We start from the raw sequence: 18,979 nt of genomic DNA, 5'->3' as shown, positions 1-18,979 counted from the left end.
GTGACCGATGAGGCTCTTCGCTGATGTTCGTCCTCTGAAGTACGCTCCCTTCCGGCGTCTCTGGCTGGCCAACATCGTCACCGTCATCGGTGCTCAGATGACGGTCGTTGCGATCCCGGCCCAGATCTTCCACATCACCGGGTCCTCGGGATACGTCGGACTCGCCGGAGCCTTCGGCCTCGTTCCACTCGTGGTCTTCGGCCTCTGGGGCGGCTCGCTGGCAGATGTCATCGACAGGCGCAAGCTGCTCGTCGCCTCCACCGTCGGGCTCATCGTCACCAGCGCCGTGCTCGCCCTCATCGCAGTGGTGGGCGTCGACAACGTCTGGCTGCTGCTGTCCGTGTTCTCGTTGCAGCAGGCCTTCTTCGGTCTCAACCAGCCGGCACGAGGGGCCCTTCTGCCGACGATCGTCCCGCTCGAGCTGTTGCCGGCGGCGAACTCGCTGAATATGACGGTGATGACCGTCGGAGCTGTCATCGGCCCCGTGATGGGCGGCGCTCTGATTCCGCTGTTCGGTTATGAGCTGCTGTACAGCGTCGATGCTGTATGCCTGTTCGCCACGCTCTACGCTGTCATCCGCCTTCCTGCACTGGTGCCGAAGATGCAGCCGGACACGCGCTCCGGTTTCAAAGGCATCGTCGACGGATTCCGGTACCTGAGAACCAACACGGTGGTCATGGTCTCCCTGCTCGTCGATGTCATCGCCATGGTGTTCGGCATGCCGCGCGCGCTGTTCCCTCAGATCGCCGTTGAAACCTTCGACGGTCCGGACGAAGGCGGGATCGTCTTCTCTCTGCTCTTCGCCGCTCTGGCCGGCGGCAGCGCCGTGGCCGGGATCTTCTCCGGATAGGTGTCCCGAGTCGAGCGGCAGGGGCTTGCCGTCATCACAGCGATCATCGTCTGGGGCTCGGCGATGGTTCTGTTCGGGCTCTCGCTCGAGGTCGCCTCCAGTCTCTGGACGCTCGCTCTCATCACAGCGCTGTTCGGGCTCGGTCTGGGCGGGGGAGCCGATATCATCTCCTCGGCCTTCCGATCGACGATGCTCCAAGAAGCCGCGACCGATGACATGCGCGGTCGGATGCAGGGCGTGTTCATCGTCGTCGTGGCCGGCGGCCCGCGCCTGGCAGACATCCTCCACGGAACGATCGCCGAGGCGACAGGAACCACCGTCGCAGCCGCCGGCGGCGGGGCCGCAGTGATCGTGCTCGTCCTCGGATGCTCGCTCGCCTTCCCCGCCTTCCGGAACTACCGGGTCGAGCGCGGGCGGCCCGAGCAGACCGTCGCCGTCGAACCCTGAGCTCCCTGGGCGGATTGGAGGTCGAGACAACGGTGGAGCGCCGAGGCCACTGTGCACGCCCTCTGTGTCAGGCTGTCTTGTGACAGTTATCTGACAATATTGGCGGGGAGAGAAGTCTGTTATGTCTTTTGAAGTTCCGTCCCGTTCCTCGAGCCGCGGGCATTTCACCACGGCCCAGAAACTCGAGATCCTGGACGAATATGACAAATGTATCGAGATGGGTTCTAAAGCCCAGTTGGCTCGGACTGTCGGGGTCAATCCCAGAACGATCTATCAGTGGTTCGTGGACAGAGAAAATGGTTGCCTGACCTCGCGATCGGATCGGTTGAATGGCAATCCCAGTGACAACAAGCTCAAAGCCGCTGAGAAGAAGCAACTCACACAGCTGCAGGCCGAGAACGAAGCGTTGAAGGCCAAACTGGCCAAGTCTGAAGCTGCGGTCGATATCTTGGGAAAAGCGTCCGCGCTCTTGGAAGCGATGTCCAAGAGCGCGACCGCGACAGACCCGACGCTGCCCGAGGTCGAGGCGACCAGGCCGGACTGGATGAGCCCGCCACAGTAAAGGCAATCGGGTTCAGGTTCATCGGCGATCTGATCAGGGTCGGCTGGTCGATCACGGCGGCCTGCGAGTTGATGGGTGTGCATCGTACGAGTTGGTACCGTCACCAGAATCCGGCGGTCCCGGCCGGGGTGCAGGTGCCGCAGAAGGAACGCGACTACCCGAGTCGGATCACCACCGCCGAGGCCGATGCGTTCATGGCGCTGTTGAACTCTGAAGACTACGAGAACCTGTCTGTCACCCAGGCGTATTGGCGGATGCTCGATGCCGGGCAGGTGCCATTCTCCGCATCGACGGCTCACCGAGTGGTGGCCGCACACGGGCAGAACGGAGACCGTCGCGCCCAGCGCCGTGGTAACCAGCCCAAACGGCCCAAGCCGGTCCACGCTGCCTGCGCACCGAACCAACTGTGGAGTTGGGACATCACGATGCTGCGCGGTCCCGGCAAGGTCATCTATCGCCTCTATGCCATCATGGACGTTTTCTCCCGCAAGATCGTTGGCCACCGGGTCGAGACTTCCGAGAAATCCGTCCATGCTCAGACCATGATCGATCAGGCTGTGGCAACTAACCAGCAGTACCCGACCGTGCTACACGCCGATAACGGGGCTCCCATGCGCGCGGCAACGACTGTCCAGTTCGCTCAGTCGCTGGGGATCAAGCTGTCCTTTTCCCGGCCCAGAGTGTCGAATGACAACGCGTTTAGTGAATCGACGTTCAAGACCATCAAGTACCACTTGGACTTTCCCACCCGGTTCGAATCCATCGATCATGCTCGTGACTACATGGCCGCGTTCATTGCTGACTACAACGCGAACCACCGCCACAGCGGCCTGAATTATTACACTCCCAACGATGTCCATCACGGACGTACCGAGCTTGTCCGGGCCCGTCGCCAAGCCACTCTGGAGGCCCGTCACTGCGCGCATCCGGAACGATTCCACACCAGCCCCATAGCCGCTGGCCCACCGACCCACGCCGGCATCAATAGCCCAGAAAACACCGAGCTGTCACAAACAGCTTGAAATATACCGCACGCGCAGTGGCCTCGGCGCTCCACCGTCGTCACGAGGAGTTCGCGCGCGGCCCGCGCGTCTCTGACTCAGGCAGTTGAGTAGACGGCGTTCTCGGCAGGCTGGACGACGACGAATCCGGGCCCGTGGAAGGCGAGCTGGACGGATTCACCGGATCCGCGGCCGAAGAACGTGCCGACGTTGACATCGGTCTTGATCTGCGGAGCCAGAGCGGACGACCAGCATACGGCAGCCTGCGGGTCGACGAAGGTCGGCTGCTGCGAGCAGTCGAGAACCATGGGTTCTCCCTTGCAGCAGATGGCCGCAGTGCCCTGACCCGCGAGTTCGAGGTTGAAGAGGCCCGAACCGCTGACCATGGCGCCGACCCCGCCCTTGATGCGTTTGATCTCCCAGCTCAGCGCATCATCGAAGGCCAGAAGATTCGAGGTGTTGACCGTCAGCGCGTCCTGCGGACCCTCCAAGGACATCATGAAGATATTCGAGGCTTCGCGAGCGAAGAACACCTCGCCATGACCCTCAACGCGCATCACATTGCCGCCCTCGCCGGTGGCAGCCTTCTTCATGAACTGTCCGACGGATGTCGACCCCTGGTGGGTGAAGTGCACATCCCCCTGGTAGGCGACCATGGCTCCCTTGGTGGCGATCATCGGGGCGTTCGGGACGATCACCGTACGCAGCATCTTCTTCGATTGGAGCGTCCATCGATCCTGGTTCTGGATTTCGGCGTTGCGTTTGGAAAAGAGTTCGCTTCTCACGTTCCACGGGCCTTTCTTGAGGAAGGACGGGATTCCGCACTTCTACGGTTGTCGGATCCATAATACGTGCGCATCCCACGTGCACGAGGTCGGCGCTTGTGGCCATCCCGGAACATGCGCGAGGACGCCGGAACATGCGCGAGGAATCCGGGAACACCGGCATGACTGCCGGCACGCAAGACCCCCGGAACACACGCATGCCTCCCGGAACGCCACAGGCAAGACTCCCGGCACACGGGCGGGAGCGTCAGAGCAGGCGGTGGAGGCACCGCATCTTCCAGAACGCGCAAAGACCCCGCGTCGGCCAGCACTCGAAGGTTTCGAAGCGCTGGGCGACGCGGGGCTCGAATCTGCGTCCGCCTGCGGACTCGGAGCCGAAGGGCCCGTGAGATCAGGCCTGTTCGACGAAGCTGATGTTACCGATGGTGATCTCTTCGCCGACTTCCTCGGCCAGGAGAGTCTCGATCCGACCCGCGGCCTTGAGGTCTCCCTCGGCAGAGCGAATCGCGGACACGACTGATGTCGGTGCCTGAATCGTCACTGTGGCCACAGCGGTCTTCTGCGAGACCTTGGCCTCGGTCTTCGTACGGCGGATCTCGGTCAGCGCCGCAGCCACCGAAGCCAGCAGTTCCGGAGCAACGGTCGAATCCGGATGGCTCAGCGACTCGTCGGTCGGCCATGGCGCACGGTGGACCGAGCCGGTCCGCCACCACGACCAGACTTCCTCGGTGACGAACGGCATGATCGGCGCGAACAGCCGCAGCAGCACATCGAGCGCAGTGGCGAGCGTGACATGGGCCGAAGTCTGGTCGTCGGTTCCGGAGGCCCCGTAGGAACGGTCCTTGACGAGTTCGACGTAGTCGTCGGTGAATTCCCAGAAGAAGCTCTCGGCCACTCGCAGCGCGTGCGCATAGTCGTAATCGGCCATATGCGCACCGGCCTGGTCGACGACCTCGGACAGCTTCGCCAGCAGCGCACGGTCGAGGTCGTGAGTGACCGCACCGAGCTGGCCGATGAGACCGGCATGCACGCCTTGGGCGAGGGCGAACTTCGAGGCGTTGAGCAGCTTCATCGCCAGGCGACGGCCGATCTGCATCTGGGTCACGTCATAGGCGGTGTCGGCACCGAGCTTGGCACTGGCCGCCCAGTAGCGGACAGCGTCGGGGCCGAAACCGGGCTTGGACTCGGCGAGGATGTCGGAGGGGACGACGACGTTGCCCTTCGACTTCGACATCTTCTTCCGGTCAGGATCGAGGATCCAGCCGGACAGTCCGGCATGCTTCCACGGTGCCGAGTCGTTGAGTGAGTTCGCCCGGACCACGGTCGAGAACAGCCAGGTGCGGATGATGTCGTGTCCCTGCGGGCGCAGATCGAAGGGGAAGACCTTGTCGAAGAAGTCCTCATCCCGTGACCAGCCGCCCAGCAGCTGCGGAGTCAGCGAGGAGGTCGCCCACGTGTCGAGAACGTCCGGGTCTGCGGTGAAGCCGCCGGGCACATCACGCTGCTCCTCCGTATAGCCTGCCGGGACCTCGGCGATCGGATCGACCGGCAGAGACTCGGGAACGATCGGATCGTCGTAGTCCGGCTGCCCGTCGCCGTCGAGGCGATACCACAGAGGAATCGGGACGCCGAAGTAGCGCTGCCGGGAGACCAGCCAGTCGCCGTGGAGGTTCTCCACCCAGTTCTCGTAGCGCGAGCGCATGAACGCCGGGTGCCATTCGATCTCACGTCCCCGGGCGATGAGCTCATCTCGCAGCTGTGCCGACCGGCCGCCGTTGCGGATGTACCACTGGCGGCTGGTGACGACCTCGAGTGGCTTGTCACCCTTCTCATAGAACGGAACGGGATGGGTGATCGGTTCGATCTCGCCGATGAGGTCACCGGAATCGATGAGCATCTGCGCGATTTCCTTGCGCGCGCTGAAGGTGGTCTTGCCGGCCAGAGCCTCATAGTTGGCGACCGCCTCGGCCTTCGGGGAGGCGGCGATCCACTCGGGGACCTCGAGGTTGAGCCGACCGCCGCGGTTGATGACCGCACGCGTGGGCAGATCGAGTTCGCGCCACCAGGTGACGTCGGTGAGGTCGCCGAAGGTGCAGACCATGGCGATGCCTGTGCCCTTGTCGGACTTCGCCAATTCATGAGCACGCACCTCGACGCTGACGCCGAAGAGCGGAGAGACGACGTTCGTGCCGAAGAACGAGGCATAGCGTTCGTCGTCGGGGTGGGCGACGAGGGCGACCACGGCGGGGATGAGCTCGGGACGCGAGGTGACGATGACGATCGGCTCGGCAGAGGTGTCGGCCAGTCCGTCGGCACCCTCGGGGAAGAACTTCACCTTGTGATAGGCGCCGTCCTTCTCCCGATCCTCGAGCTCGGCCTGGGCCACGGCCGTACCGAAGGTCACGTCCCACATCGTCGGGGCGTCCTGGGAATAGGCATGTCCGCCGGCGAGATCCGCGAGGAACGCCCGCTGGCTGACCGCACGGGAATCATCGTCGATCGTCCGGTACGTGTAGTTCCAGTCCACGGACAGGCCGGTGGAGCGGAAGAGATCCTCGAAGACCTGCTCGTCCTCGGCCGAGAGCTTCTCGCACAGTTCGATGAAGTTCTGGCGTGAGATCTTGACGAAGTCCCGCGAATTCTTCGGTGCCTTCTCCGGCGGCTGGAAGTCCGGATCGTAGTGCCGACTGGGATCGCAGGTCACGCCGTAGTAGTTCTGCACCCGGCGTTCGGTCGGCAGACCGTTGTCGTCCCAGCCGAGCGGATAGAACACGTTCTTGCCGGTCATGCGCTGGTAGCGGGCGATGATGTCGGTCTGCGTATAGGAGAACACGTGCCCGACGTGCAGCGAACCCGAAGCGGTGGGCGGGGGAGTGTCGATGGAGTAGACCTGACCACGATCGGTCTCGGAGTCGAAGGCGTAGACTTCCGACTCGCTCCACGCGGCGTCCCATTTGTCCCGCAGGCCCTCGAGAGCCGGTTTGTCAGGCAGGTTCACTGACTCGTGCGTCGAGTCCGAAAAGGCAGGTGTGTTCATAATTGCTGATTTTCTCACCCGGTGAGCGTCTGGCCAAACCGGTGAGAGGCCCGTGTGCGTCCCGGAAGCGGCAGATTCACTCCCGGACACGAGCAGGCACGTTCCGGACTCCGATCCGCACCGACGATGTCAGGGGCCGCACATCCTGAAGGTCGGTTGAGACGCATCCGCGCCGGGCAATGAGAATATTGGCCCATGGCGACCTTGGACAGAATTCCGACCGAGAATCCTCCTCCGACCTCGACGGCATGGATGAATCCGGCGCGAGCGATCGCGATCGTCGCCGTCGTCGCCATTCACTCGCTGGGCACCGTGGTCGAGCAGAACTTCTCCGGGATGGGTCCCGACTGGTGGCTGGCCAACGCCGTCGACTCCGCCTCCCGCTGGTCGGTGCCCGTGTTCATCATGATCTCCGGCGCCCTGGCTCTCGACCCGAATCGCGGGAGCAAACCGCGGAGGTTCCTGTCCAAACGCATCTGGCGCATCGGCATCCCCCTCGTGTTCTGGACCGTCGTCTACGTTCTGTTCCGCCGCTATTACCTCCAGCCCGACGACGAGAGCTGGAACCCCGGGGTCGCCATCCTCACCGGCTCGCCCTTCGTCCAGCTCTACTTCCTCTACGTCCTGGCGGGACTGACCCTGCTCACACCGTTCTTCCGCCTGCTCAGCGTGCACGGATCGCGTCGCCTGCAGTGGGGCACGGGCCTGATCTTTCTGGGCATCGGCATGCTCGACCAGTGGGTGTCGATGATCTTCGACGTCGGGGAGGCCAATATCGCGACCCGATTCCTGCCCATGGCCGGCTTCTACATCCTGGGCTGGGTGCTGCGCGATATCGTCCTGTCCGCGCGTGCCGCCGTTCTCGTCTGGTCGACTCTGCTGGTCGCGATCGCGGGCACCGCCGCCTGGGCAGGGTTGGGACCAGGAGAGAAGCCGTGGCTGTTCCCCTACGCGTTCCTCGCCCCCGGAGTGGTTGTGGCCTCGATGGCGGCCTATCTGCTGCTGCACTTCCACCTGCGCGAGGGATTCGGCCTTCTGCACCGCTTCTATCCGTATTCCTTCGGCGTGTTCCTGCTCCATCCGCTCATCCTCTATCCGGTCCGCAATCTCATGGGACTGCCCGACACCGTCGCGGGCGTGGCGCTGCACGCCTTCGTCATGCCGCTCGCCTACGCGGTCGTGTGCGCAGTGATCACCTGGCTGGCGGTCAGGATCCCGGGAGTCCGCGCCGTCTTCGGCGAGGGCGGGCTCCGCAACCCGTACTCCCTGCCCCGCGCACCGCGGCCGAGCCGCCGTCGGAGACCGCGCCCGGGTGATCCGGCCGACGCAGCCTCGCAGACGCCGACGGATTCGGTTCAGCCGCCCCGTCCCGTCCGCGCCCCGGAACCCGACCCCTGAGCCCCACCGGACTCCGTAGACTGAGCCGGGAGACGAGGTCGCACATGCAACCGGACACCGCGACAGAGGAGAAGGCAGATGGAGACACTCAGAGCAGTGGTGACAGGCGCGAGCTCGGGAATCGGGGCGGCCACGGTGCGGCAGCTGCGCGAACAGGGCTGGGACGTCGTGGCCGTGGCCAGACGTGAGGACAAGCTCAAGGCCCTCGCCGAGGAGACCGGAGCCGACTACATCGTCGCCGACCTCACCGATGACGCCGAGGTCGAGGCGATGGCCGCCGAGGTTCTGCGCGGCGGACCGGTGCACTCCCTCGTGGCCAACGCCGGAGCCGCCTACGGCGTCGACACGATCGCGGAGTCCTCGGTCGAGGGATGGAAGGACATGTTCGACATCAACGTCCTCGGTGTCCTCCGCGTCGTCAAAGCCATTCTGCCGGCGCTGATCGATTCCGGTCGCGGCGATATCGTCGTGATGTCCTCGACCGCCGGCCACCAGGCCTACGAGAAGGGCGGCGGCTATGTGGCGACGAAGCACGGCTCCCATACGATCGCCGCAACCCTCAGGCTCGAACTCCTCGGCGAACCCGTGCGGGTCATCGAGATCGCGCCGGGCATGGTCGCAACCGAGGAATTCAGCCTCAAACGCCTCGGCGATGCGCAGAAGGCGGCCCAGGTCTACGAAGGCGTGGAGAATCCGCTCACGGCCGAGGACGTCGCCGATGCCGTCGTCTACACGCTCACCCGCCCCCACCACTTCAACGTCGACCTCATGGTCATCCGTCCCATCGCCCAGGCCGAACAGTACAAGGTGGCCCGCAACCAGGGGCTGTGACGGTCGTCGGCCCGGTCGGAGACCACTCGCGCCGGCCGCGCTGGCGGTGAGTGGTCTTCAGCGGAGCCGACGGTATACGATTGAAGTGCGTTGATCCGGCCATCACCGGGGAGCATCCGGAAGAACGGATCCCAGCGATCCCAGTAGAACCGGACGGGTGGATCCGTCATCATCCGGCAATGAGCGATCCGCCGCCTGAGCTCATCGGCGCAGGCAGCGGATAAGCGAGGTGGTACCGCGGCAGACTGTCGTCCTCGTGACAGTGACCGCAGTGACCCAGAAGGACGCTCATGACCCAGCCTCTCTATCCCAAGGCATCGACCTCGGCCTTCGGCCTGTCCGCCTCGCCGAACTTCCCTGAGATCGAAGACGCCGTCCTGCGCTACTGGCAGGAGGACGACACCTTCCAGGCCTCCGTCGACCAGCGCGATCCCGGTGAGAACGGGGAGAACGAATTCGTCTTCTACGACGGCCCTCCCTTCGCCAACGGCCTGCCCCACTACGGTCACCTGCTCACCGGCTACGTCAAGGACGTCGTTCCGCGGTTCCAGACCATGCGAGGCAAGAAGGTCGACCGCCGCTTCGGCTGGGACACCCACGGGCTGCCCGCCGAACTCGAGGCCGAACGCCAGCTGGGCATCACCGACAAGTCCGAGATCGGCCGCATGGGCCTGGCCGCGTTCAATGATGCCTGCCGCTCCTCGGTGCTGCGCTATACGAAGGAATGGCAGGAGTACGTGACCCGCCAAGGTCGCTGGGTCGACTTCGACAACGACTACAAGACGCTGGGCGTCGACTACATGGAAAGCGTCATCTGGGCGTTCAAGCAGCTCTGGGACAAGGGCCTCGTCTACGAGGGCTACCGGGTCCTGCCGTACTGCTGGAAGGACGAGACACCGCTTTCGAACCACGAGCTGCGCATGGACGAGGATGTCTACAAGACACGTCAGGACCCGTCGGTGACGATCGGCTACAAACTCACCGATGCCGATGAATGGGTCCTCATCTGGACGACGACTCCCTGGACGGTGCCGTCGAACCAGGCCGTGGCCGTCAACCCGGACATCCCGTTGGTCGCCGTCGTCGCCGGTGCCGACGGGGCCGAGGAGCTGCAGGGCAAGACCCTGATCCTCGCCGAGGCCCGCCTCGGCGCCTATGCCCGTGAGCTCGGTGAGCACCCCGAGGTGCTGCGGACCTTCCCCGGCAGCGAACTCGTCGGTCGGTCCTATGAGCCTCCGTTCCCGTACTTCGCGGGGCGCCAGGAGGAGTTCGGCGAGCGGATGCACACTATCCTCGCCGCCGACTTCGTCACCGTCGAGGACGGCACCGGAATCGTCCACCAGTCACCGGCCTTCGGTGAGGAGGACAAGGAGCTGACCGACTCCTACGGCATCACCGCCACCCGTCCAGTCGACGACGCCGGACGCTTCGACTCGACCGTGGCCGACTACGCGGGAATGCAGGTCTTCGACGCGAACAAGGCCATCATCAAGGACCTGCGCAACCACACCGGTCCGCTCGAGGGCCGCAGCGCGCTGCTGATCCGAAACGAATCCTACGAGCACTCCTACCCGCACTGCTGGCGCTGCCGGAATCCGCTGATCTACCGGGCGGTGTCCTCCTGGTTCGTCAGAGTCACCGAGTTCAAGGACCGGATGGTCGAACTCAACGAGCAGATCAACTGGGTGCCCGACAACGTCAAGCACGGACAGTTCGGAAGATGGCTCGAGAACGCCCGTGACTGGTCGATCTCGCGCAACCGGTTCTGGGGTTCGCCGATTCCCGTATGGGTCTCCTCCGACCCCGCCTATCCGCGCACCGACGTCTACGGCTCCCTGGCCGAGATCGAAGCCGACTTCGGCCGTCTGCCGCTCAACGACTCCGGCGAGGTCGACCTCCACCGTCCCTGGGTAGATGATCTGACCCGGCCGAACCCGGACGACCCGACCGGCCAGTCCGTGATGCGTCGGATCCCGGAGATCTTCGACGTCTGGTTCGACTCCGGTTCGATGAGCTACGCCCAGGTGCACTACCCGTTCGAGAGCTCCGAATGGTTCGACAACCACTTCCCGGCCGACTTCATCGTCGAATACGTGGGACAGACCCGCGGCTGGTTCTACCTGCTGCACGTGCTGGCCACGGCGATCTTCGACCGCCCGGCCTTCACGAACTGCATCTCCCACGGCATCGTCCTCGGCTCCGACGGGCAGAAGATGTCGAAGTCCCTGCGCAACTACCCGGACGTCAACGAGGTGTTCAACCGTGACGGCTCGGACGCGATGCGCTGGTTCCTCATGGCCTCGTCGATCCTGCGCGGAGGCAACCTCGTCGTCACCGAGCAGGGCATCCGCGACGCTGTCCGGCAGGTCGTGCTCCCGCTGTGGAACACCTGGCAGTTCTTCGCCACCTACTCCAACGCCGCCGACGGGCCCGATGCAGCCCAGACCGGCTACCAGGCGCAGACCCGATACGACTCGACGCAGGTCCTCGACCGCTACCTGCTGGCGAAGACGCACGACCTCATCGCCGGGTTCGCCGAGGCGATGGAGGGCCTGGACATCTGGGCCGCCTGCGAACTCGTCCGCAGCTACCTCGACATGCTCACGAACTGGTACGTGCGTCGTTCGCGTCGCCGCTTCTGGGACGGCGGGGTCGACACCCACGAGTCCTTCGATGTGCTCTTCACCTGCCTCGAGGCCTTCTGCCGGGTCGCGGCTCCGCTGCTGCCGTTCACCGTCGAGGAGATCTACCGGGGACTGACCGGTGAGCGCTCCGTGCACCTGGCCGACTATCCCGACGCCGAGGCGTTCCCCGCCGATGCCGGCCTCGTCGCGGCCATGGACCTGACCCGCGACATCTGCTCGACGGCCTCCTCGGTGCGCAAGGCCAACCACCTGCGCGTGCGCCTGCCCCTGGCGCGCCTGACGGTGGCCACCGACACCGAGCTCGGTGCGGACTTCACCGGGATCATCGCCGATGAGCTCAATGTCCGTGAGGTCGAGGTCTTCGACATCGCCGAGGCGGAGGCCGCCGGGTTCTCCCTGTCGCAGAACCTCGTCGTCAACGCCCGCGCTGCCGGACCGCGTCTGGGCACGCAGGTCCAACAGGTCATCAAGGCTTCGAAGACCGGTGACTGGTCGGTCACCGACGGCACGGTCGTCAGTGGCGGCATCGAACTGGTCGAGGGCGAATACTCCTTGGAGTCGGTGGCCGAATCCGGCACCGAGGGCATGGAGTTGGCCGCCCTGGACTCCGGCTTCCTCGCCCTCGACACGCGCGTGAGCCCCGAGCTCGAGGCCGAAGGCATGGCCCGCGACGCCGTGCGCGCCATCCAGGGCATCCGCAAGCGGCTCGATCTGCACATCTCCGATCGGATCGCCGTCATCGTCGAGGCCAGCGCCGAGGTCACCGCGGCGCTCGAGACCCACAGCGAGCTCATCGCCGGTGAGACCCTGGCCACCTCGCTGGAGTTCGGTTCGGCAGAGGGCGCGGCACAGGTCTTCGACCCGGACGAGCTGCCCGAGGGCACCCGTCTGGCGGTGAGCCGCGCATGAGCACCGAAGCGACGAACGGTCACGGCGACCGGGATGAGGCCGGCACCGGCTCACCCGCGCCGGAGACCGCGAAGGCCGAGCTGGCGCGGGTCTACGCCCTGCTGCTCGCCCGGGCGGGGGAGACCCAGGTCGAGCTGCGCCTCGACGCGACCCGACGAGCCTGCGAGGTCCTCGGCGACATCCACACGGCGGCTCCGACGATCACGGTGACGGGAACGAATGGGAAGACCTCCACGGCCCGGATGCTCGACTCGCTCATCACCGCCCACGATCTGCGGGTCGGTCGGTTCACCAGCCCGCACATGCATTCGGTGACCGAACGGATCTCGGTCGATGGGGCCCCGGTCGACATCCCGACCTTCGTGCGCATCTATGACGAGATCGCCCCCTATCTCGACATCATCGACGCTCAGCTCGAGTCCGAGGACCGCCCGAAGCTGACGTACTTCGAGGCTCTCACGGTGCTGGCCTTCGCGGTGTTCGCCGACGCCCCGGTCGATGTCGTCATCACCGAGGTCGGCATGGGCGGGCAGTGGGACTCGACGAACGTGGCCGACGCCCAGGTGTGCGTGTTCACGAAGATCGGACTCGACCATCAGGCGTTCCTCGGTGGGACCATCGAGGCGATCGCTGCGACCAAGGCCGGTGTCCTCGACCGCAGCGTCGATCCGTCCCCGGCACCCGAGCCCGTGGCCGTCACCGCCGTCCAGGACGAAGCGGCCCAGACCGTGCTCGACTCCGAGGCCGAACGACGTGAGATCGCTCTCGTGGCCGAGGACCGGGACTTCCGCCTCCTCGACCGCCAGCGGGCCGTCGACGGGCAGCTGATCACCGTCCAGGGCAGACGCGATGTCTACGCGGACGTCTTCGTCCCACTGCACGGGAGCCATCAGGCCCACAACGCGGCGGTCGCCGTCGTCGCGGCCGAGGCATTCCTCGGCACCGAGGACAAGCCGTTGAACCAGGAGACGGTCGCCGAGGGCCTGGCCCAGGTGACCTCGCCCGGCCGCGCCGAACTCGTGCGCACCGGACCCAGCGTGGTCGTCGACGGAGCGCACAACCCCGACGCCGCACACGTGCTCGCCGAGACCCTCGATGAGGCCTTCGACTTCGACTACGTGGTCATGGTGCTGGCGATGCTCGGGGACAAGGACTTCGACGGGGTGCTCGAAGAGCTGCACCGCAGTGCCGACGTCTTCGTCGTCAGCGAGACCCTGAGCGCTCGGGCGCTGCCGGTCGACAAGCTCGCCGAGGCGGCCCGCGAGTGGGTCGACGAGGATTCGGTCATCGTCACCTCCGACATCAATGCCGCTCTGATGAAGGCCATCGACCTCGCCACCGGCGTTGCGGCCAAGAGCCCCGGGATCGTCGTCACCGGTTCCCTCTACACCGTCGCCGAGGCGCGTCTGCTGCTGGGAAAGGGAGAGGAATCGTGAAGTCCAAGTATCCCGTCCTGTGCGGGTCGATCCTCATCTGCGAGCTCGTCGTCGTCTACTTCGCCGTGCTCACGACCTTCGGACTGGTCGTGAAATCGGCGCAGACTCTGAGCCTGGCCCAGCTGCTCATCGGCGCCTCTGCCATCGCCGTGCTCGCGATCGTCGCCGTCATCATGCTGCCTCGCCGGATCGGACAGAAGCGTCCCGGAGTGATCCTCGGCTGGATCGTCCAGGCGCTGCTTCTGGCCTCCGGGTTCGTCCTCAACTCGATGTTCTTCGTCGCGGTCATCTTCATCGCCCTGTGGGCGATGGCGGTGTACTGGTCGGCTCGCATCGATCGCGAGGTCGCGGCCCGCTCGTGAGCCGCGGCCGATCCCGGGCAGAGCCGCCTCGGCGCCCGGGTAAACTGTGGACCGACGTCCACTCGAACTTGGAAGGACCGGAATGGAACGCACCCTCATTCTCATCAAACCCGATGGGGTCGCTCGCGGACTCGTCGGACAGATCGTGGCCCGGATCGAAGACAAGGGCTACCGGATCGACGCGCTGAACCTGCGCACGGCCACGTCCGAGGAGCTGGCCGCCCACTATGCCGAGCACGAAGGCAAGCCCTTCTACCAGCCGCTCGTCGACTTCATGGCCGAAGGCCCGATCGTGTCGATCATCGCCTCGGGGCAGGGAGTGATCGCCGGCTTCCGCTCGCTGGCGGGAGCGACCGATCCGACGGCCGCCGCGCCCGGCACGATCCGCGGCGACTTCGGTCGCGACTGGGGTGAGAAGGTGCAGAAGAACCTCGTCCACGGATCCGATTCCACGGAATCGGCCGACCGTGAGATCGGCATCTGGTACCCAGCCTGAGGCCACGGCATCTGCCGTTCCAACAGCGAAGGGGCGCTCCACCTGGCGGTGGGGCGCCCCTTCGGCGTGATCGGCCCGAATCGCTGAAGTCAGAGGCGAGTGCCGCTCAGACCAGATTGGAGAAGAACGACCAGAACTGGACGACGATGCAGGCGAAGATGATGAGCATCCACAGCACCGACAGGGCGATGTTCTCCTTGGCGAAGACCCGAGCGAACGGATTCGCCTCGGCCCGGGTGCCGAAGGCGCCGGAGAGCACATTGTGGGCGGTCACGGCCACGAACATCGGAATCGTCACGGTCCACACGACGATGCACCACGGGCAGCCGACCCCGATCCTGTAGATCGAGACGTAGAACAGGAACATCACGAGGACGACGCCGAGGGCCAGACCGAGATTGAGCCCGATCATCACCCAACCAGGCAGTTCGGTCCCGGCGAGGAAGAGCACGCCGATGAGCAGCGGGAAGACGAAGGCGGCCACACCCAGCAGCTGATTCGGGAAGCCGAACAGCTCGGCCTCCGGATGCTCCATGACCGAACCGCAGGAGAAGAACGGATTGAGGTCGCAGGAGAGGACGAGCTCGGGATCGGCGAGCTTGGCGTACTTCTCCGCGGCCAATGAGAACGAGGCGAGGAACCCGATCACGGAGCCGACGATGAGGAAGATTCCGAAGGGAACCCGTCTGAGCACCCACGCCGGGGCGGGGGCATCCGTGTCGCGGCCATCGGGGAGGGTCTGTGCACTGTTCACCCCTTAAGAATGCCTGGCCGCACTCCATGCGGCAAACCCTGCGCCCTCGGACCCTCAGCGGAGAGGGACATGTGTGACATAATGTGAATACGGATACCTGTTCTCACACCGAATGGGAGAAGTGCCTCCACCGAGTCGAGGGTATGACCTCGCAGGTCGACAACAAGATGAGGCAGCACCTCAGGCCTACGCGCCGAGCGCGAGCCTGACGTGCCATCCACAAGTTTCGGTCCGCCCAAGGACCATGCAAGGATCCGAAGATCCGTACGGTGTGGACGGCGTCTTCGGACTGGGAGAACTGATGAACGAAACGTCGAACGACGGTAATGAACCGACAGATCCGACCGAAGGCATCCTCGCCGACCTGGCCGATCTGCAGCAGTCGGTCAACGCCAAGGACAGCGACCATGAAGACGTCGACGGCAGCGTGCGCGCACGACTCGACGACATCGCCGCCGCGGCCGAATCGCTGCGGACCGGCGATGCCGACGACGAAGAGGATGACGACGAGGACGCCGAGGAGCGGGAGCCGACCGCCCGGCGGGCGAGCCCGAAGCCTGCCCGAGACGCCGTGGCCAACCGGGGACTCGTCTTCGAGGAGTACGTCCGCGGAGACGGAGATGAGTCGTCGCACCGGGACTCGGATGACGACGAGGAGCCGAACGACCGGGAGGGAGCCGGCCGGTCGCCGGTGAACTTCGATCCGCGCAATCCCTTCGCCGCTCCCGCCGCGGCATCCGCGTCGTCGCCGGAACCGCGCCCCAACCCCACCGTCCCCCACGACGGAGGCCTGATCTTCCAGGTGCCGAAGGCCGAACTCGCCGAAGTCGTGAAGATCGAAGACGACGACTCCGACGACTGGGACGATTCCCACGACAGCGATGACGAGGCGCGCTCCTCCCACCGGGGTGACGACGATGACGAGAGCTCGAACGGTCCGCGTCGTCGCCGAGGCGGCCGCGGACGCCGCTCGCGAGGTCGCGATGACAGCGATGACCGCTCCGAAGACGACTCGGCGGAGAAGTCTCAGGACTCCGAGGGCACAGGCGACTCAGATGACGAGAGCTCCTCCGGCGGACGTTCCCGCTCCTCACGACGGGGCTCGCGATCGAACAGCCGAGGTTCGAAGCAGAGCTCCGACTCCGATTCGCAGGAGACGAACGGCAAGTCCGACAACGGCAACTCCGACAACGGCAAGTCCGACAACGGCAGATCCGAGGACTCGCAGTCGGATGACAGCGGCGATGACGACGACAGCGACGGCGGATCCCGCCGACGCCGTCGCCGCCGCTCCCGCTCGCGGAGCAGCGACCGCGACGAAGTCACTTCGCTCAAGGGCTCGACCCGCCTCGAGGCCAAGCGGCAGCGACGGAAGGAGGGACGCGAGGCCGGACGTCGTCGTCCCATCATCACCGAGGCCGAATTCCTCGCCCGGCGAGAATCCGTCGATCGCACCATGCTCGTGCGCGAAAGCGGTGACCAGACCCAGCTCGTGGTCGTCGAGGACGGTATCGCCGTCGAACACTATCTCAAAGAGAACCGCCAGCAGGCCTCGCTGATCGGAAACGTCTACCTCGGCAAGGTCCAGAACGTGCTGCCGAGCATGGAAGCGGCCTTCATCGACATCGGCAAGGGGCGCAATGCCGTGCTCTACGCCGGTGAGGTCAACTGGGACGCTCTCGGAATGGACGGCAAGGCCCGCCGCATCGAGACCGCGCTCAGCCCCGGCGATTCGGTGCTCGTCCAGGTGACGAAGGACCCGATCGGGCACAAGGGTGCGCGTCTGACGAGCCAGATCTCCCTGCCCGGCAGGTTCCTCGTCTACGTGCCCGGCAACTCGATGACCGGAATCTCCCGAAAGCTTCCCGACAACGAGCGGGCACGGCTGAAGAAGCTGCTCAAGGAGCTCGTCGGCGACTCGAACGGCGTGATCGTGCGCACCGCGGCCGAAGGCGCCACCGATACGGATCTCGGACGCGACGTCGAACGACTGGCCAAGCGCTGGGAGACGATCGAGAAGAAGTCGAAGTCGACGAAGGTGCTGGCCCCGCAGCTGCTCTACAGCGAACCGGACATGATCGTGCGCATCATCCGCGATGTCTTCAACGAGGACTTCAACTCGCTCGTCATCGACGGCGACGGAGCCTGGAACACCATCCACGAGTACGTCGAATCCGTCGCCCCGGATCTGCTCGAGCGGGTCCACCGCTACAACGAGGACGAGGACATCTTCGACCACTACCGCATCGAGGAGCAGATCCAGAAGGCGCTGCAGCGCACGGTGAACCTGCCCTCGGGCGGATCGCTCGTCATCGACCGCACCGAGGCGATGACCGTCGTCGACGTCAACACCGGCAAGTTCACCGGCTCCGGGGGAAACCTCGAGGAGACCGTGACCCGCAACAACCTCGAAGCCGCCGAGGAGGTCATCCGACAGCTGCGCCTGCGTGACATCGGCGGCATCATCGTCGTCGACTTCATCGACATGGTGCTCGAATCCAACCGCGATCTCGTGGTGCGCCGCCTCGTCGAATGCCTCGGCCGCGACCGGACGAAGCATCAGGTCGCCGAGGTGACCTCGCTGGGTCTCGTCCAGATGACCCGCAAGCGCATCGGCACCGGTCTGGCCGAGTCGATGGTCAGCGCGGGGGCCGACCTCAGCGGTCGCGGACTGCTGCTGCCGGGATCGGACGAGGACGGCTCGAAGTCGCATCGGGGCAATCGGTCCTCGGGCGGTGACCACCGCCGCGACCGGAAGCGCCGCAGCGACTCGGGTTCGAAGTCCAAGCACAATGAGTCCGATTCGCACGAGGACTCGGTGTCCTCGGATGCTTCACGCTCCGCAGTCGCCGCGATCGCGAAGGCGACGATGAAGCAGACCGATACCGGCTCTGCCGACGGCGGGACCGAAGACCATTCGCGCGGAGAGGGCAATTCGGACACGGCCGAGCGGGGCAAGGGCCGCTCACGCTCGCGCAACGGCCGTCGTCGCTCGAGCTCGCGATCCGCGCAGTCCGATGAGTCCTCGTCGGCTGCCTCGGGATCCGAAGCTTCGACGTCTGAGCCCGCGGAGGCGACGGACGCCTCGACGTCCGAGTCGTCGAAGACATCCGAGTCGGCGAAGACTTCAGAGACATCGAAGTCGGGACCGGCGAAGGCGGGCGGTGACAAGTCATCGGCGAAGGCCGACCGGGCGGAGGCGCAGCCCGCCGCCGGTCACGGAGCGGCTGGGCAGCGCAAGCCCGCCGCTGAGGAGCCGGAGGATCTGCCGCTGATGATCGGCGCGGACTCGGAGACGAAGGTGGCAGAGGCCGCCCCGGCCCCTGCCCCCAAGAAGGCACCGGCGGCGTCGAAGGAGTCGGCCGAGCCGAAGAGAGCTGCCGAAGAGAAGCAGGAACAGCTGCCGACCTCGTTCGTCATCATCGGCGAGGACGACTGAACGCAGCCGCGAACGGTCACCGCGACC

The 18,979-nt window shown here is 65.4% G+C and carries 14 protein-coding genes; 11 read left to right on the top strand and 3 right to left on the bottom strand.

The window, feature by feature from the left end; all coding sequences use genetic code 11:
* Positions 1-7: 7 nt before the first annotated feature.
* From IG171_RS07625 to IG171_RS07615, 4 genes are all read left to right on the top strand, one after another.
* On the top strand, positions 8-850 hold the full coding sequence (locus tag IG171_RS07625) for an MFS transporter (protein WP_349252150.1): 843 nt from the start codon (positions 8-10) through the stop codon (positions 848-850).
* Positions 851-1,297: a hypothetical protein gene (locus IG171_RS19315; protein WP_349252149.1), complete on the top strand. Its 447-nt coding sequence runs from the start codon at positions 851-853 to the stop codon at positions 1,295-1,297.
* 121 nt (positions 1,298-1,418) lie between these two features.
* Complete coding sequence (locus IG171_RS07620) at positions 1,419-1,859, top strand: transposase (protein ID WP_212127466.1); 441 nt, start codon at positions 1,419-1,421, stop codon at positions 1,857-1,859.
* Positions 1,860-1,930: 71 nt separating this feature from the next.
* Positions 1,931-2,881 carry an IS3 family transposase gene (locus tag IG171_RS07615; RefSeq protein WP_249203700.1) on the top strand — a complete coding sequence of 317 codons (951 nt, stop codon included), beginning with the start codon at positions 1,931-1,933 and terminating at the stop codon, positions 2,879-2,881.
* Between the two features lie 77 nt (positions 2,882-2,958).
* Here IG171_RS07615 and IG171_RS07610 read toward each other — a convergent pair whose 3' ends face one another.
* Both IG171_RS07610 and valS read right to left on the bottom strand, forming a co-directional pair.
* Entirely contained in the window at positions 2,959-3,645 is a 687-nt protein-coding gene (locus tag IG171_RS07610) for an AIM24 family protein (protein WP_212131098.1), read from the bottom strand.
* 391 nt (positions 3,646-4,036) lie between these two features.
* Positions 4,037-6,682, bottom strand: a complete 2,646-nt coding sequence (gene valS, locus IG171_RS07605; protein WP_212131097.1) for a valine--tRNA ligase — start codon at positions 6,680-6,682, stop codon at positions 4,037-4,039.
* Between the two features lie 195 nt (positions 6,683-6,877).
* Here valS and IG171_RS07600 point away from each other — a divergent pair, with 195 nt between their 5' ends.
* The 6 genes from IG171_RS07600 to ndk all read left to right on the top strand — a co-directional run bounded on the left by IG171_RS07600 (position 6,878) and on the right by ndk (position 14,759).
* The gene (locus IG171_RS07600; RefSeq protein WP_212131096.1) at positions 6,878-8,080 is read left to right on the top strand and encodes an acyltransferase family protein; all 1,203 of its coding nucleotides are present in this window, start codon (positions 6,878-6,880) and stop codon (positions 8,078-8,080) included.
* Between the two features lie 78 nt (positions 8,081-8,158).
* The gene (locus tag IG171_RS07595) at positions 8,159-8,911 is read left to right on the top strand and encodes an SDR family oxidoreductase (protein ID WP_212131095.1); all 753 of its coding nucleotides are present in this window, start codon (positions 8,159-8,161) and stop codon (positions 8,909-8,911) included.
* A 290-nt stretch (positions 8,912-9,201) separates the two neighbouring features.
* Positions 9,202-12,465, top strand: a complete 3,264-nt coding sequence (gene ileS, locus IG171_RS07590) for an isoleucine--tRNA ligase (RefSeq protein WP_212131094.1) — start codon at positions 9,202-9,204, stop codon at positions 12,463-12,465.
* Positions 12,462-13,901 carry a folylpolyglutamate synthase/dihydrofolate synthase family protein gene (locus IG171_RS07585; protein ID WP_212131093.1) on the top strand — a complete coding sequence of 480 codons (1,440 nt, stop codon included), beginning with the start codon at positions 12,462-12,464 and terminating at the stop codon, positions 13,899-13,901. The genes ileS and IG171_RS07585 overlap by 4 nt, the downstream gene beginning before the upstream one ends.
* Positions 13,898-14,263, top strand: coding sequence for a DUF4233 domain-containing protein (locus IG171_RS07580; RefSeq protein ID WP_212131092.1), 366 nt, complete (start codon positions 13,898-13,900; stop codon positions 14,261-14,263). The genes IG171_RS07585 and IG171_RS07580 overlap by 4 nt, the downstream gene beginning before the upstream one ends.
* Before the next feature lie 82 nt (positions 14,264-14,345).
* Positions 14,346-14,759: a nucleoside-diphosphate kinase gene (ndk, locus tag IG171_RS07575; RefSeq protein WP_212131091.1), complete on the top strand. Its 414-nt coding sequence runs from the start codon at positions 14,346-14,348 to the stop codon at positions 14,757-14,759.
* A 106-nt stretch (positions 14,760-14,865) separates the two neighbouring features.
* Here ndk and IG171_RS07570 read toward each other — a convergent pair whose 3' ends face one another.
* Positions 14,866-15,513, bottom strand: coding sequence for a vitamin K epoxide reductase family protein (locus IG171_RS07570; RefSeq protein ID WP_212131090.1), 648 nt, complete (start codon positions 15,511-15,513; stop codon positions 14,866-14,868).
* Between the two features lie 244 nt (positions 15,514-15,757).
* On the opposite strand from IG171_RS07570, the gene IG171_RS07565 reads away from it, so the two are divergent.
* A complete protein-coding gene (locus IG171_RS07565; RefSeq protein WP_212131088.1) occupies positions 15,758-18,952 on the top strand; it encodes an Rne/Rng family ribonuclease in 3,195 nt (1,064 codons plus the stop codon).
* Positions 18,953-18,979: the final 27 nt, after the last annotated feature.

It is taken from the genome of Brevibacterium sp. SMBL_HHYL_HB1 (assembly GCF_018208375.1).
Taxonomy (GTDB): domain Bacteria; phylum Actinomycetota; class Actinomycetes; order Actinomycetales; family Brevibacteriaceae; genus Brevibacterium; species Brevibacterium intestinavium.
Note: the sequence above shows the minus strand (reverse complement) of the source record. Positions and strands in the feature narration are given on the sequence as shown.

Coding starts and splice junctions, on each gene's coding strand:
- IG171_RS07615 (WP_249203700.1), top strand. CDS start 1,931: ATGGGTGTGCATCGTACGAGTTGGTACCGTCACCAGAATCCGGCGGTC.
- IG171_RS07620 (WP_212127466.1), top strand. CDS start 1,419: ATGTCTTTTGAAGTTCCGTCCCGTTCCTCGAGCCGCGGGCATTTCACC.
- ndk (WP_212131091.1), top strand. CDS start 14,346: ATGGAACGCACCCTCATTCTCATCAAACCCGATGGGGTCGCTCGCGGA.
- IG171_RS07595 (WP_212131095.1), top strand. CDS start 8,159: ATGGAGACACTCAGAGCAGTGGTGACAGGCGCGAGCTCGGGAATCGGG.
- ileS (WP_212131094.1), top strand. CDS start 9,202: ATGACCCAGCCTCTCTATCCCAAGGCATCGACCTCGGCCTTCGGCCTG.
- IG171_RS07625 (WP_349252150.1), top strand. CDS start 8: ATGAGGCTCTTCGCTGATGTTCGTCCTCTGAAGTACGCTCCCTTCCGG.
- IG171_RS07565 (WP_212131088.1), top strand. CDS start 15,758: ATGCAAGGATCCGAAGATCCGTACGGTGTGGACGGCGTCTTCGGACTG.
- IG171_RS07585 (WP_212131093.1), top strand. CDS start 12,462: ATGAGCACCGAAGCGACGAACGGTCACGGCGACCGGGATGAGGCCGGC.
- valS (WP_212131097.1), bottom strand. CDS start 6,682: ATGAACACACCTGCCTTTTCGGACTCGACGCACGAGTCAGTGAACCTG.
- IG171_RS07600 (WP_212131096.1), top strand. CDS start 6,878: ATGGCGACCTTGGACAGAATTCCGACCGAGAATCCTCCTCCGACCTCG.